Below are 15390 nucleotides of genomic sequence, written 5' to 3'. Positions count from 1 at the left end.
GGTATAGGATTCTTTTTTATGGGAATGTTAAAAAGGATTCGTACTAAACGATAATTACTGATATAAAGCATTTATTTTTTGCCAAAGTGTATTATCAAAATCAGACAAGGCTAAATTAACATTATCTGCTGCGTCTCCCATTCTAATTACCACCATTTTTTTACTTGGAATGACATAAATTTTTTGGTCATTTTTGCCCAATGCCATGAACATATCATTTGGTCCATTTGGAATGATACTTCCTGATAATTGTAGCTGACTTTGTGGTAAATGGTAACTTGATTTTCCGTTTAACCACCATAAATAACCGTAAGAAAGATTAATGTTTTGGGAAGTTGTAGTCGCTGAATTGAAAAAAGCTTCATTTAAAATAGTGTTATTTTCCCATTTTCCTTTGTTTAACATCAATAAACCAAAACGGGCCATGCTTCTGGTGGTACTGAAATAGACAATATTGTTGTCTAGAGTTAACCAACTTCCATTCATTCCAATTTTATCTCGAAGTCTTGTGTTAAAATAATTCGCCCAAGTTTGTCCTGTAGCCTGAGCAATAAGATCTTGCAGTTTTACATATACATTATGATATGCCCAGCGCGTACCTGCATCGGCTTTGTAGGTTAGGCTCGATGGAGAAACATCATCGCCATTGGCAATATCTTCGATTCCCGAAGTCATACTGAGTAAGTTCTTGCAAGTAATCAGGTTTTCTTTTGCTAAAGTTTCAGATGTCCATCCCGCACCAATATAATCAGAGACTTTATTGTTGCTGTTGATAAAACCTTCCTGTTCTGCAATTCCGGTAAGTGTTGATGTCAATGTTTTTCCGGCACTTGCCCAATACCAATTAGTGGTTGCTGAATGTCCATTGAAATAATTTTCCATGACAATGCGTCCGTTAACTAAAATCATAAAAGATTTAGAATGTTTAAGTTCTAAATAATCTAATAAGGGTTGGACCGCTTCCTGTTTCCATCCTAAATCAGCAATAGATTTGGTTTCCCAACTTGTTCCTGTTAGTGGAGGAAAATATAGGTTTTCTGTAGTAGTTGAAGGAGAACTGTTTTCAGAAGTACAGTTCACAAATAGGCAAAGACTAAGGAAACTAAGGAGTATTTTTGACATGATTTTATGGTATTGGTTCTAACTACTTTAAGACCAAAAATATATAAAATAGTTTAAGTTGGCTTTGATTTTTTAGCTAAGTTAATTATAATACACTTAACTTTGTCGGAGTAATCACAGTAGGTAATTAAAAGTATTTATGATGAAAAACAGTTTAAAAATTCTTTTTGTATGCTTGTTTTTAGTGTCTTGTCAACAAAAAATCACTCCAGAAGATATTAGTAAATTGAATGGATATTGGGAAATTGAGAAGGTGAGTTTTAAAGAAGGTGAGGATAAGGAATACAAGATGAATGAGAATTTTGATTTTTTTAAAATAGCCAATAATAAAGGGATTCGAAGAAAGGTAAGACCACAATTTGATGGGACTTTTTTATTTAATGACGATTATGAGAATGTAAAAGTACGATTTACAGAAGATCATGTTTATTTAGATTATACAACGGCTTATGCCAAGTGGAGCGAAGAATTAGTGAGTATCTCAGATGATGAAATGCTGATTAAAAATGATCAGAATAAAGAATACCAATATAAAAAAGCAGGACCAATAAATTTACTAGGAGATGGCGAAAAGACTAAATAATCAAAGTACTGTAGGCGATGTTTTGAAGCAAATTATTCAGGTAAATAAGTTGCAGTCAGGAATGGACGGAATCAACGTAAAGGAGGCCTGGCAAAATTTAATGGGAAACGGCGTGAACAGTTACACCCGTAATGTGGTTTTAAAAGGCAGTACTTTGTATGTGGAATTAACATCATCGGTATTAAGAGAAGAACTAAGCCACGGAAAATCTAAGATTGTTGCGATGATTAATGAAGAATTACGTCGTGATGTGGTGAAAGAGGTGGTTTTGAGATAGTTTATTTAAAAATGTAAATCAAAAATAGTGTCTGTAAAATCTAAATTTAAATTCTTGCCAATTTTTATAGTAACTTGGTTCTCGATATCTCCGTTATTAGTGATTTATCTTTCTTTTAAATCTCCTGTGGCCAGTATTTTTTTGCCAATTTTATTTTTATTTTTCGTGATTTTTTTCTGGTTGAAAGTTTTTAGAACTAGAGCTTTCCAAGTAGAAATTGATGAATCTGTAATAATTGTTAAAGGTTGTTTTGGAATAGGAAAATCTAAAATTTATCGTTTTAATGAATTAGATGGTTTTGATACCTTGTTTGAATCTGGAAAACTCGGATTGGCTGAATTTCTTTTTATTCTTAAAAATGGAAAAAGAATAGGAGGTATTTCTAGTTTTTACCATGTTAATTATGATAAAATGAAATTGCTGTTGCAAAAGGATTTAGTTGATTTAGGAGAAAGAAAATAAAACAAAAAAGGAATCTTGATAGCTTTTCAATAATTATACAAAAAAAAAAATCCAGTTTCAAAATTTTGAAACTGGATTTTCTGTTTTTATGTGTGACGGACAAATATGTGACTGAACACTAAAATTTGATTACTGAATACTAAAATTGTTCTCTTCCTGCAAAATGAAAAGCACTTTCTATAGCTGCATTTTCATCACTGTCTGAACCGTGAACTGCGTTTTCACCCATAGAAGTAGCGTATAATTTACGGATAGTTCCTTCGGCAGCATCTGCTGGATTTGTAGCACCAATAAGTGTTCTGAAATCTAAAACTGCGTTTTCTTTTTCTAAAATGGCAGCAACAATAGGTCCACTAGACATGAATTCTACTAATTCTCCGTAGAAAGGTCTTGCTGCGTGTACAGCATAAAAAGCTTGAGCATCGGCTACTGTAAGTTGGGTTAGCTTTAGTGATACAATTTTAAAGCCGTTATTGTTGATCATTGCAAGTATGTTTCCAATGTGTCCATTAGCGACAGCATCGGGCTTAATCATGGTAAAAGTTCTGTTAGTTGTCATTGTGAATTTCTTTTTTTATAAAAGTAGTTTTTTTTAAACGTTTACGGTATTATTTGGTAATAAATACTTCATGAATACAGCTTCTTTTGTTAAATTTTATAGTCTGATGATATCAAATCGCTGTTCCAGAGGTTGAAGACGTTCGATAAGTTTAGTTATTAAATGCTCGCCACTTTCTATATAGAATTCAGAGAAATTGGCTTGGCGTTCCTGTAAACTTTGATTAGGAAATAATTCGTTTTGCAAATCAGTGATGCGTGTTAAGGTGTCTTTTAATTTTATCTTTTCAGCTTTAAGCAAACGTTTTTCCAGTTTTTCCAGACCTTTAATTTGTTTTATCTCCTGCGCTTTTACTGCTCCGGCAAAAGAAGGATCTGTTTTTGTTGTAATCTCATTCAGGATATCGAATTGCTTTTGTAATTGCGCTTTTAAAAGTGATAAATCAATATCGATTTCCGATAGTATTAAAACTTTATTTTTTACTAAATCGACTTGTTTTGAGAATAAGTCACTCCAGCTAAGATTTAATTTATCGGCTTTTTTAAGTTGTTTTTCGCTAGCCAAAAGAACCGAATTACGGACTAAAAGTATTGGAAAACTAATTTTTACTGCATCAAAAAAAGATTTTAATTCGAGCCAATAAGCTATTTCTCCACCTCCGCCAATGTAGCAAAGATTTGGCAGGATGACTTCCTGATACAAAGGACGCATAATCACATTAGGGCTAAATTTTTCTGGATTGCTTTCTGCTAATGCTAAAATTTCAGTTTCAGAAAACTCAATTTTAGTATTGTTTACAGTATATTTTCCGTCCCGATGGCTATCGGGATCATAAACAATGCGTTCTCGTAAATTATCTTCGATATAAAACAGATTGATTTCACGGGGATTTACCTGAATAAAGTAATCTTTTAGATTTTCGTTGGTTTCTAATACTTTTTTGTGAGCTGTTTGTTGCAATAATTCTTCCTTGATATAAGGAATGAAGTTTCTTTTCAAATCAGCATCATCGGCATCAATAATTACTAATCCATGCGAGCCGAATAAGGCATTCGCTAAATAACGGGTAGCATCGGCAAGATTATCATGATTTAAATAAGTATCCTGAAATAGTTTTTTTAATTTTTCGGCATTGGTGCTTGAACCTAATTCTTGTTGGTATATTTCGAAAAAATCAGCTAATCCTTCAGTTGAAAGTCTGCCAACAGGTCCAGTGCTTTCTGCATTCCAACGGAATTTTTTTCCTTTGAAATTAAAGTAATTGATTTCTTCAAAATCATGGTCTTCGGTTGCCATCCAATAAACGGGTACAAAATTATAAGCAGGATATTTTACTTTTAATTCGGTCGTTAAATTGATGACAGAAATAATTTTGTATAGAAAATACAAAGGACCGGAAAACAGGTTTAATTGATGTCCAGTAGTTATTGTAAAAGTGTTGTTGACTTTTAAAGATTCTATATTTTGCTGGGTTAAATGCGAAATTTCGATGCCGGCATATTGCTTTTGCAGAGCTGAAACTAAGCTCGTTCTATGACTATTATTGAAATTAGTTTGTTTTTCGGCTATTTGTGCTTCGAAATTTTCAAGTGTTGGAAACCGATTATATAAAGATTGTAGTTTTGGATTTTGGTCTAAATAATCATTCATCAAAGGAGAGAAATATCCTGATTTTTGATAGCTGATACAGTCGTTGGGCATGTTTGAATTTGTTTTGAGTAAAATTACCAAAAAATATTGGAACTAAATATTTGTAGCTTTCAAAAATAAGGAGGATTTTTGCAGGATTTTAAACCTAATTTCTTGATGATGAAAGAACAGTCAGCTAAAATAAATTCTTTAAAACACGTGCTTTTTGGTAGTTTGATTGGAACAACCATTGAGTTTTTTGACTTTTATATCTATGCCAATGCTGCGGTATTGGTATTTCCGCAGTTGTTTTTTCCAGGGGAGGATAAAACAATTTCTACTTTAGAGTCTTTGGCTACTTTTTCCATTGCTTTTCTTGCTCGACCTTTAGGTTCGGCTGTTTTTGGGCATTATGGAGACAAAATAGGACGAAAAGTAACGCTTGTTGTTGCTTTGTTGACTATGGGAATCTCTACGGTGAGTATTGGTTTTTTGCCTAGTTATGCGAGTATTGGTGTTTTGGCTCCTATTTTATTAATGCTTTGTCGTTTTGGACAGGGTGTAGGATTAGGAGGCGAATGGGGAGGTGCTGTTTTATTAGCAATCGAAAATGCACCACCACATAAACGTGCCTGGTATGGAATGTTCCCACAGTTAGGCGCACCAATAGGATTGTTGCTTTCGGGTGGTACTTTTTTATTATTAACTGATAGTATGAGTCCCGAAGCTTTTATAGATTATGGATGGAGAATTCCTTTTATTGCTAGTTCGCTTTTAGTAATAGTAGGTTTTTATATCCGATTAAAAATTACCGAAACTCCAGCTTTTGAAAATTCTAAAATAGAACAAGAAGAGGTTAAGGTTCCTTTTGTAACGGTTTTTAAATTGTACAAAAACCAGTTGATTTTTGGAACTTTGGCAGCGGTAACGACCTTCTTAGTGTTTTATCTGATGACGGTTTTTATGTTAAAATGGAATACGGACAATTTAGGTTTTTCTAAAAAAGAAGGGCTTTTGATTCAGTTGTTTTCAGTGTTATTCTTTGCGATTTTTATTCCAATTTCAGCCTTAGCAGCCGATAAAATTGGTCGTAGAAAAATGCTGATTTATACGACTATTGCCATTGCGATTTTTGGATTTTTCTTTTCATCGTTTTTAACATCGGGTAATATGGTATTAGTTACTGTATTTGTTTGTTTAGGAATGTCACTTATGGGATTCATTTATGGACCGGTAGGTACTTTTTTATCTGAATTATTCCCAACAACTGTTCGTTATACAGGAGCTTCATTGACTTTTAATTTGGCTGGGATTTTAGGCGCTGCTTTTGCACCAATGGTAGCCATCAAATTGGCAGATAAATTCGGAATTGCTTCTGTGGGAATGTATCTTACGGTTGCGGCTTGTATTTCCTTAATATCCTTATTGGTAATTAGTAAAGAAGAGCATAAGTTTTAAGTACTGCAAAGTTTTCAAAGATTTATATAAAGGGCGGAAAGTTTATTAAACTTTGCGCCCTTTCTTTTTATGTTTATCGTTTTAAACTAAAATGCCCTTTGTATTCTTTACCATCGGCTCTGGTTACTATAAACCAGTAATCACTAGCTGGAAGTTCCTGATTGTTGAATTGACCATTCCAGGATGCGTCAGGTAGTAATTGTTTTAATAGTTTTCCGTAGCGGTCAAATATTTTTATGGTTATATTTTTTTCTGAATCAGAGAATTTAATCTTCCAGTTATCATTGTAGCCATCTCCATTTGGGGTGAAAAATTTAGGATACATCAATAAGTAAACTTCTTCGGTAGCGGTTCCACAGCCGTTTTTGTCTCTTACTTGAACGGTATATTGTCCGGTAATTACATTCGAAAATTCATTATTATCCTGAAAATGAATTCCGTCGATAGAGTATTCAAAATCTCCTTCCCTTGAAACGAATACCTTGATAATATTTTGATTATCGGTCCAATCCTTTGTTTCTATAGTATTAATAGTTGCAATAGTTGATTTTTTTACTGTAAAATTTTTGGTACTTGAACAGGAAATCAAATCATAGGTATTGGTTACAGTTACAGAATAATCTCCAGGATTTTGAATTGTAATTGTTGGTGAAGTTTCCCCGGTTGACCAAAGGTAATTGTCGTATCCTGCTCCAGCATTAACAGTAATAGAACCGCCTTCGCAAATAGGTGTAATATCATTAATTGGAATTATTGGTTTGCTATATAAATTTAAACCTAATTCAACAACTTGATGGCAACCATTAGGAGAATCGATTCGGACAAATACAGTATAAGAACCTTTAGGCAAAACATAATTATTGATATTGTTAATTCTGTTATTTGCTATTTGGTTTTCAGCAGCTGTAAGTGTTGTATAGTACGAAAAACTATTGTCCGATGGATTGACAATCAAATTTGGATTAAATTCGGATAGATTAATAGTTTCTTTTCCATCATTATTTTCATCGCAAAATTCTACTTTATAATTATTAGCGTTTAAAGTATTGATTAAAGTTGTGTTTATTGCCAGTTTATTGATGCTTTCACAATTGTTTATGGTTTGTGTAGCATAATAAGTTGCATTGTTACCAATAAGAGTTGTATTGGGTAAAGCTATATTGGAGCTGTTGTACCATTTTATATTTGTCCCGGTAATTTCAATGTTATTTAATGTTGCATTTTGGGTGCTGCAAAAACTTTGATTTGTATCTCCTGTTGGAGCAGGGGTGTTTTGAATGTTTATTAAAACAGCGATTCTTTCACTTTCACATCCATTTGTAGTTTGCGAAGCATAATAGATTTTGCCATTTTGTAACGAAGTTGTATTGGAAAGTAGATTTCCATTGGTCAAAGCATCAAACCATTTTATGTTTTGGCCTGTAATTGTGATGTTGTTAATTGTTGCATTTTGTTGGATGCAGAAGGTTTGGGGAGTATTAACAATAGGAAGTGGCTGTCTTGCAATTGTAACTGTTTGGTTTTGATTAATAGAATTTCCATTTCCATCGTTATAATTCCAAATAATAGTATAGGTTCCTGGTGAATTATATAATAGCGGACTAGTAGTAGTTCCTGTGATTACTCCAGCACAAACATCAGTCGCAGTTGGGATTGTTGTAATTTGGGTGTGACAATCTCCTGTTATCGTTGGTAGTGTGGTAAGGTTAGGAATTGGAGCTTGGATGTCTCCAATAACGACATCAACTTTTTTTGTGTCATAACAACCTCCGGTTCCAGTAATTAAGCAGCTGTATTGACCACTATTTAATACTGTTGCGTTGAGGATTATTGGATTTTGGTCGGTAGATGTAAATCCGTTAGGACCTGTCCAAGAATAATTGGTTCCTCCTGATGCTTTAAGTTCTAATGTGTTGCCAATGCAGATTGGGGAGTTTGAAGAAACTTCAGGGGATAAAAGACACTCTTGAAATTTATTTAGATAAGATTCGTGTTCACCATTTGAGAATTCTTGAAATGAATTTGTAGTAGTTAAACCGTGATTAATGTTTCGAGTTGACCAACAAGTACCTGAAACATAAAAAATATCGCTAGTTACACATTTAACATATGGATTATTTATAAATCCGGAGTTTCCTAGATATGTTCCCCAAATTATTTGACAATTATTATTTATTTTGCGTATGTAACTTATAAATCCATTACTGTTGGGATTAAAAGCATTTGGTGTCGCAATATTGGCAGAGTATGAACTGTTACCAACTAAATATATTTCCTCATTTTGATTAATGTCGAAATCAGTAATTATTGGAGCACTATAACTTAGCCAAATTTTTTGTTGATTTTGAATGTTAAATTTTGAGATAAAACTTGTAGAACTTTGAGCTATTGTTTCAAAAGCATTTGGAGTTGAAAGATCTAAGCTATTACTTGTACCACTAATATAAAGTACATTATTAAAGTTTTTAACCCTTAAAATTTTGTCATTTTCGGAACTTCCAAAATAAGTTCCCCAATTGAGGTTACCCGTATTTGTAAAACTAGTAATAAAACCATCGTAATTTAGGTTTGAAGGAAGAGTACTTTTATTTAAATATTGTTGAAAAGAATTTGGGGTTGAAATGCCAGAAGTGCTGTTAGTGTATCCAACGGCAATTATATTGTTATTTGAATCTATGGTTAAATCTTCAATAAAATCTTCTTTTCCTCCTCCAAAATATGCCCCCCAAATTTGTTGTCCATTTATTGAAAATTTTGAAATAAATCCGTTGAAATCATAAGATGACGTTGGAGGAGAACCTATATTTGCAATATAATTTATTGAGCTTGTTGTTCCTCCAATATAAAGAAAATTATTAGAATCAAAAACAATTGTATTCATAAAGTTCCTTCCAGAGTCATCTCCAAAATAGGATGCCCACAACCGTACTCCACTTGAATTTAAAGTCCCAAAAAACATTTCACCATAAGATCCAGATTTAAAATCTTTGAATGTACCAGTGGTAGAAATATTATTATTACTCCAGCTATTGCCACAAAAGCCTATTGTTCCATTCCCTGAAACAGCTAAGTCTTTTATATCATCGTCTAGATTACCTCCATAGAATGTACTCCATAATCGAGTCCCATTTTTATCAAATTTTGATATGAAACCATCTGTTATATATAAGTGAGGCCCATAATAAATTGAGGAACCAAATGTGTTTTGATGCGCATCACTTGTTGCAATAAAGTTTATACTTGAAGTAGTACCGCAAATATAAGCATTACCTAAAACGTCTTTCTCTAGGCAAAGTGTATATTCCTCTTTTTCTCCACCATAATAAGTTCCCCACAATCTAATAGGCACAGGATCAATAATCACCGTTTTTCCATTTACAGAATTCGATGTATTAAAACCATAAACATTGTTTTTAATTTTTTTATACCCGACATCAATTGACTTTTTAATCATTCCATCTTCTATCCAACTTGCAGGTAAAGTTTCTTCCATTTTACCAAAACGAACATTCATCCGTATTTTGTTATCAACTAGTTCATTTTTGGCTCCGTTAAATTTCAATTGGATGTCTGAAATTTTTCCTTTTGGATGTACAACAAAGTTGTATTCAACTGCTTTTAAGCTGTCTTTTGGGATTGAAAAAACAACATCAATATTAGGGTAAATATTTTTGTATGTAATTTGTTTGTATTGATGAACGCCAACAATTCCCTCAGGATGGTTTGGAATGTTGTAATAATTGTCATAGTCTTGAGATTTTTCACTAGAAATTAATTCAGCATTGGGATTTGAATTTACAAAGTCAATATCAATTCGATGAAAAACGTATTCTAAAGTATAATCGGCTGTTTTTTTGTCGTTTTTTGTTATTGATGAAAAAGTATTGTTCTCCTCAATCCGTTGTTTTATGGGGATTTTTTTAGTTTCATAGATGTCATAAGAAAAACCATTTTGCTTTAATTGTACATTTAATCCATTGGTATTCAAAAGGTATTTTACGGAATTATTTGGATTACCATTTTGATCGATAATTTGTCCTTTGTTTTCCTTAAATCCTATAGAATGATTATTGTTTTGGGAAAACAGTGGGATGAAAATTAATAAAAACAAAAAAAGTAAAATTCGCTTCATAAATAGGATTTTGTATGTTGCAAATGTAATTAAATATCTACAAAATAAAGTTGAAAGTAGAAATGTAAAAAGAGAATGAAGGTCTTAAATATCTTTATACCTCAAAAATCTCTAAATATCCCCTATTTTTGCACAAAACTTTTTTCTCTTGAAACCGAAACTTTTCCTCATCACGCCGCCTTTTACCCAACTGAATACACCGTATCCGGCAACCGCTTATATCAAAGGGTTTCTGAATACAAAAGGAATTGAGTCTGTTCAGGCAGATTTAGGGATTGAGGTGATTTTGAAACTGTTTTCGAAAGAAGGTTTGGGGGAATTGTTTGAGTTTGCTGGCAAAAATCTTGAGGGAGCTTCAGATAATTCAAAACGTATTTTTGCATTACAGGAAGAATACGTTAAAACTATTGATTCGGTGATTGCTTTTTTGCAGGGAAAAAATCCAACCTTGGCTTTGCAGATTTGTCAGGAAGATTATTTACCGGAAGCATCCCGTTTTGCTCAGTTGGAAGAATTGGATTGGGCTTTTGGAAGTATGGGGACGCAGGATAAGGCCAAGCATTTGGCAACTTTGTATCTCGAAGATATCTCCGATTTTATTGTAGAATGTGTCGATGCTAATTTTGGTTTCAGTCGTTATGCAGAGCGTTTGGGGCGAAGTGCGAATTCGTTTGATGAATTGTACGAAGCCTTACAGCAGGAACCTACTTATATTGATACAATTCTGCTTTCGATTCTGAAAGAACGAATAGCAACCGTCCAACCCAGTTTATTTTTGATTTCAGTCCCTTTTCCTGGGAATTTATATTCGGCTTTTCGATGTGCGCAATGGGTAAAACAATATCATCCTGAAATCAAAGTTTCTATGGGCGGTGGTTTTCCTAACACCGAATTGCGTTCGCTTTCGGATGCCCGTGTTTTTGAGTTTTTTGATTTTATTACTTTGGATGATGGCGAAGTTCCAATTGAAGAACTTATAAATGCTGTCACTTCGAGTGTCTCATCCCGAGCAGAGTCGAGGGACGAGAAGTATTATAAAAGAACTTTTTTATTAGAGAATGGAGAAGTTATTTATAAAAACAATTCCACTAAAGCTGATTACAAACAATCTCAAGTGGGGACACCGGATTATTCTGATTTGTTATTGGATAAGTATATTTCGGTAATCGAAATTGTGAATCCCATGCACCGCATGTGGAGTGATGGTCGCTGGAATAAACTCACGATGGCGCACGGTTGTTATTGGGGGAAATGTACGTTTTGTGATATTTCTTTGGATTATATTAAAGTATACGAACCTGTTGCTGCCAGTTTGCTTTGTGATAGGATGGAAGAGATGATTGCGCAAACAGGTGAAAATGGATTCCATTTTGTAGATGAAGCAGCGCCACCAGCCTTGATGCGCGCTTTGGCTCTCGAAATCCTCAGAAGAAAATTATCTGTAACCTGGTGGACTAACATTCGATTCGAAAAAAGTTTTTCACAGGATTTATGCTTGCTCTTAAAAGCTTCTGGTTGTATTGCTGTTTCGGGTGGACTTGAAGTTGCTTCGGATCGTTTATTAAAACTGATTGATAAAGGTGTAACGGTGGAACAGGTGGCACGTGTAACGCGCAATTTTACCGAAGCCGGAATTATGGTTCATGCTTATTTGATGTATGGTTATCCTACCCAAACGGTTCAGGAAACAGTGGATAGTCTTGAAATGGTGCGTCAATTATTTGAAGCGGGAATTTTGCAATCGGGATTTTGGCATCAATTTGCCATGACAGCTCATAGTCCTGTGGGTATGTATCCGGAGAAATTTGGAGCAGTAAAGGAGAATGAAACCATTGGTACTTTTGCCAATAATGATATTAATTATAAAGACAAGACAGGGATAGATCACGATAAATTTAGTTTCGGACTCAAGAAATCTTTATTCAATTTCATGCACGGCATCTGCTTTGACTACGAATTACAAGAGTGGTTTGATTTTAAAATTCCGAAGACCAAAATAGCTCCCGATTTTATTTTTGATGCTTTACTAGACGATGGCAGTTTAAATGTGAAGCCAACAGCCAAAATAGTCTGGCTGGGAGGAAAGCCATCTGTTGAACATTTTACCAAAACCAAGAAAGGCAATTCCTGGGAAATGATGAGTTTGACTTTTCATGATAAAAAGGAAAGTTTTACTATTCAAACCAATAAACAAGAAGGAGAGTGGTTAGTAACAATGCTACAAAAGATTGCTGTTGCGAATACTAAAACCTATTCTTTTCAAGAACTAAAAGCTGATTTTGAATTGAATTTTGAAGATTTTGAATTGTTTTGGTATTCTAAACCTATAAATACCTTGCGTGGATTTGGACTTTTAGTTTTGTAATTCCCTTTGTTTTTAGATAATATAGTCCTGTTGTTTGTTTTTTTAATCTGAGTTGAAAAAAGTAAAGTATTATAGCTTCTTTATTTTATTAGAGTTGATATATGTGTTTTTTATAATAGAAGCCTCCTTTGGGAGGTTTTTTTGTTTATTGTTGTTTTAGGGGGAGGTGTATTTTTTATTTTTATTTGCACCCCTGTTTTTTAGGGGGTGTTTTTGTTTTAATGTGTGTTTTTATGTGTTTTTTGGTGTTTTTTGTGTTTTTTTTGATTTTAGGTGTGTTTTTGTAGGGTGTTGTTGTTTTTGATGTGAGAATAATTTTGTTTTTGACGTTGAAAACTAAAAAAAATGTATTTTTTTTTAATTTATTTCTGTTTTTTGATAATTCGGTGTCAAAAAAGGGAAAAAGTTATATTTTTTTGTTTTTCTAAAACTAAAAGTTGATACATTTGCCTCAAGAAAGAAGTTAAAAATGTATTAAATATTGAGAATAATATGTTAATATCGTCTTTTAGGTAAAAATAGTTTAAATAACCAAAACAAATTAAACATGAAAAAAGTAATTTTTATTTTAGCTTTAGCGCTGACAGGAAGCATCACATTTGCACAAGACACTCCGTTAGAAATTTCAGGTTCTGCTGATGTTTACTACAAATATGATTTTTCAAAAACGGCAAATATTCCAACTAGTTTTGCAACAGATCAGAATTCAGTGTCTTTGGGGATGATTGATATTGCTTTGAAGAAAACAACGGGGAAAACTTCTTTCGTGGGTGAGGTATCTTTTGGACCAAGAGGGCAAAAACAGTCTATTCCAGATGTAGACGGACAATCATTCCACATCCAAAATTTGTATGCTACTTATAAGGCTACAGATAAATTAAGTTTTACCGCTGGTTACATGGGAACTTTTATTGGATATGAAGTGATTTCGCCATTGGCAAATTTCCATTATTCAACTTCTTATATGTTTACTAATGGACCTTTCCAAAATGCAGGGGTAAAAGCAAATTATGCTATTTCTGACAAAGTAGGGATTATGGTAGGTGCTTTCAATGATTCTTGGAATACTTATACAGCAGACTCATTTAAAGGTTTGAATGCTGTTGGAGCGCAATTGTCTTTTATGCCAACCGATAAAATAAGTGCGTATCTTAATTTTATGGATGGTTCAGTAAGTGGTACTATTGTAGATTTGACAGCTACTTTTCAATTGACCGATAAATTTAAATTAGGTTTGAACTCTGCTGATTTTTCTAATGAAGGAGATGTAGGTTATACAGGTGTTGCTTTGTATCCTTCGGTAGCAGTAACAGATAACTTTGGTTTAGGATTACGCGGAGAGTACTTTAAATTTAAAGAAGGTTCTGGTGATACTTCAGTAACTGCTTTTACATTATCAGCTAACTTAAAATCTGGCGGATTGACTGTTATCCCTGAATTTAGATTAGATTCTGGTAAAGATAAAGTATTTGTAGATTCTGATTTAGCTCCAACAAAATCTGCTTCTCAAGTTTCAGTAGCTTTAGTTTATGGATTCTAAGAATTGTCAAAATTCGAAATATAATAAGTGATAATTTTTTTTTTGCTGCCAAGGTACTTCATGTATTTTGGCAGTTTTTTTTATGGTATATATTGGGTTTGAATTTTAGATGATGATGTTTTGGTGTGTTTTATTTGTGTTCTAGAGTTTTTTAAGTGATTATACAAATTGATACGGTTTGATTTGTAATATCGTTTGAGTTTATAGTAAAATATAAAGAAGAATCAACTGTGTTGCTAGTTTCCTTTATTAATTAAATTAAAGACGGAAGTTTGTAGTGGTTTGGTTTTATTTAGGCATAAAAAAAGTTCTTTGATATTATTCAAAGAACTTTCTAATTTTTAAACTACTTTCCATTATTGTTTTAGATAAATAGAATAAATAGTGTTGATGGTATTTTGATCTAGGATAGCATTTGCTTCTTCGGGAATATAATGCAGTTTAAAAGCAGTAATTGCAGCGCTTAAATTTTTAGTGTTGTAGCCAATAATTTGTAAGGCTAATTCAGGATTGAAGTCAAATGGAGCTAAAGGAAGTACATCGTCTTTCCAAATTCCAAATCCATTTTCGGCTAAAGTTTTCCAAGGGAATAAAGCACTAGGATCTTTTTTTCGGCTAGGAGCAATGTCTGAATGTCCAATGATATTTTGAGTAGGAATATTGTAGTCTTTTTTTAGCTTACTTAATAAAGCCATCAAACTGGTGATTTGAGCTTCAGAAAAAGGTTCGCTGCCATTATTGTCTAATTCGATTCCTATAGAAGAAGAATTAATATCGGTGTTTTTGCCCCATGAACTCGCGCCTGCATGCCAGGCACGTAAATAATCGTTTAGCATTTGTACCACATGACCATCGTCGGCAATTACATAATGAGAACTTACTTGTGCACTTACTTTTGTAAAAGTTTTAATTGTTTGCTGAATGGAATCTTGTGCAGTATGGTGTATAATAATGAAATTAGGTTTGCGAAGATTAAAGTTTACAGTACTTATCCATTCGGTCTGAATTCCATTGTTTAATTGGGTTGAACCTATTTTAAAAATAGTATCTTTAAAAGTGTATAATTGTTTGTTGTAAACACTATCAATGTTTATGATTGTCTTTTTTACAATAGGTAATGGTTCTGGTTCTTTTATCGAAATTTGCTCCTTGAAAGACTTTAGTTTTGAGTCGTATGCTTTTTCACTCTTTTTGTAAGGGTTAGTGGAGCATGATGTAATAATGATTGCTGCAGGAATTAAATAACTAAGATATTTTTTCATT

The 15390-nt window shown here is 33.2% G+C and carries 11 protein-coding genes; 6 read left to right on the top strand and 5 right to left on the bottom strand.

Annotated features, from left to right (window positions below; all coding sequences use genetic code 11):
• Positions 1–54 precede the first annotated feature (54 nt).
• A complete protein-coding gene (locus EOD40_RS06290) occupies positions 55–1122 on the bottom strand; it encodes a serine hydrolase domain-containing protein (protein WP_128194052.1) in 1068 nt (355 codons plus the stop codon).
• A gap of 139 nt (positions 1123–1261) precedes the next feature.
• Here EOD40_RS06290 and EOD40_RS06285 point away from each other — a divergent pair, with 139 nt between their 5' ends.
• The 3 genes from EOD40_RS06285 to EOD40_RS06275 are packed head-to-tail and all read left to right on the top strand — an operon-like array spanning position 1262 to position 2444.
• Positions 1262–1705 (top strand): hypothetical protein, encoded by a 444-nt coding sequence (locus EOD40_RS06285; protein ID WP_231129588.1) that lies wholly within the window; start codon positions 1262–1264, stop codon positions 1703–1705.
• Positions 1686–1982 carry a DUF721 domain-containing protein gene (locus EOD40_RS06280; protein WP_128194051.1) on the top strand — a complete coding sequence of 99 codons (297 nt, stop codon included), beginning with the start codon at positions 1686–1688 and terminating at the stop codon, positions 1980–1982. The genes EOD40_RS06285 and EOD40_RS06280 overlap by 20 nt, the downstream gene beginning before the upstream one ends.
• Positions 1983–2036: 54 nt before the next feature.
• Positions 2037–2444, top strand: a complete 408-nt coding sequence (locus EOD40_RS06275) for a hypothetical protein (RefSeq protein WP_128194050.1) — start codon at positions 2037–2039, stop codon at positions 2442–2444.
• 139 nt (positions 2445–2583) lie between these two features.
• Here the strand turns inward: EOD40_RS06275 and EOD40_RS06270 are convergent, their stop codons facing one another.
• Both EOD40_RS06270 and bshC read right to left on the bottom strand, forming a co-directional pair.
• On the bottom strand, positions 2584–3003 hold the full coding sequence (locus EOD40_RS06270; RefSeq protein WP_128194049.1) for a nucleoside-diphosphate kinase: 420 nt from the start codon (positions 3001–3003) through the stop codon (positions 2584–2586).
• 96 nt (positions 3004–3099) lie between these two features.
• Positions 3100–4704 (bottom strand): bacillithiol biosynthesis cysteine-adding enzyme BshC, encoded by a 1605-nt coding sequence (gene bshC / locus EOD40_RS06265; protein WP_128194048.1) that lies wholly within the window; start codon positions 4702–4704, stop codon positions 3100–3102.
• 105 nt (positions 4705–4809) lie between these two features.
• Here bshC and EOD40_RS06260 point away from each other — a divergent pair, with 105 nt between their 5' ends.
• On the top strand, positions 4810–6090 hold the full coding sequence (locus EOD40_RS06260) for an MFS transporter (RefSeq protein WP_231129587.1): 1281 nt from the start codon (positions 4810–4812) through the stop codon (positions 6088–6090).
• Between the two features lie 73 nt (positions 6091–6163).
• Here EOD40_RS06260 and EOD40_RS06255 read toward each other — a convergent pair whose 3' ends face one another.
• Positions 6164–10222, bottom strand: coding sequence for a DUF7948 domain-containing protein (locus tag EOD40_RS06255; protein ID WP_128194047.1), 4059 nt, complete (start codon positions 10220–10222; stop codon positions 6164–6166).
• A gap of 148 nt (positions 10223–10370) precedes the next feature.
• Here EOD40_RS06255 and EOD40_RS06250 point away from each other — a divergent pair, with 148 nt between their 5' ends.
• Both EOD40_RS06250 and EOD40_RS06245 read left to right on the top strand, forming a co-directional pair.
• Positions 10371–12587, top strand: coding sequence for a B12-binding domain-containing radical SAM protein (locus EOD40_RS06250; RefSeq protein WP_128194046.1), 2217 nt, complete (start codon positions 10371–10373; stop codon positions 12585–12587).
• 547 nt (positions 12588–13134) lie between these two features.
• The gene (locus tag EOD40_RS06245; RefSeq protein WP_128194045.1) at positions 13135–14127 is read left to right on the top strand and encodes an outer membrane beta-barrel protein; all 993 of its coding nucleotides are present in this window, start codon (positions 13135–13137) and stop codon (positions 14125–14127) included.
• Between the two features lie 356 nt (positions 14128–14483).
• On the opposite strand, the gene EOD40_RS06240 is transcribed toward EOD40_RS06245, so the two are convergent.
• Positions 14484–15389, bottom strand: coding sequence for an N-acetylmuramoyl-L-alanine amidase (locus EOD40_RS06240; RefSeq protein ID WP_128194044.1), 906 nt, complete (start codon positions 15387–15389; stop codon positions 14484–14486).
• Position 15390: the final 1 nt, after the last annotated feature.

It is taken from the genome of Flavobacterium sufflavum, assembly GCF_004016525.1.
GTDB classification, from domain to species: domain Bacteria; phylum Bacteroidota; class Bacteroidia; order Flavobacteriales; family Flavobacteriaceae; genus Flavobacterium; species Flavobacterium sufflavum.
The sequence above is the reverse complement of the archived record's forward strand: the minus strand, read 5'-3'. Positions and strand labels throughout refer to the sequence as shown.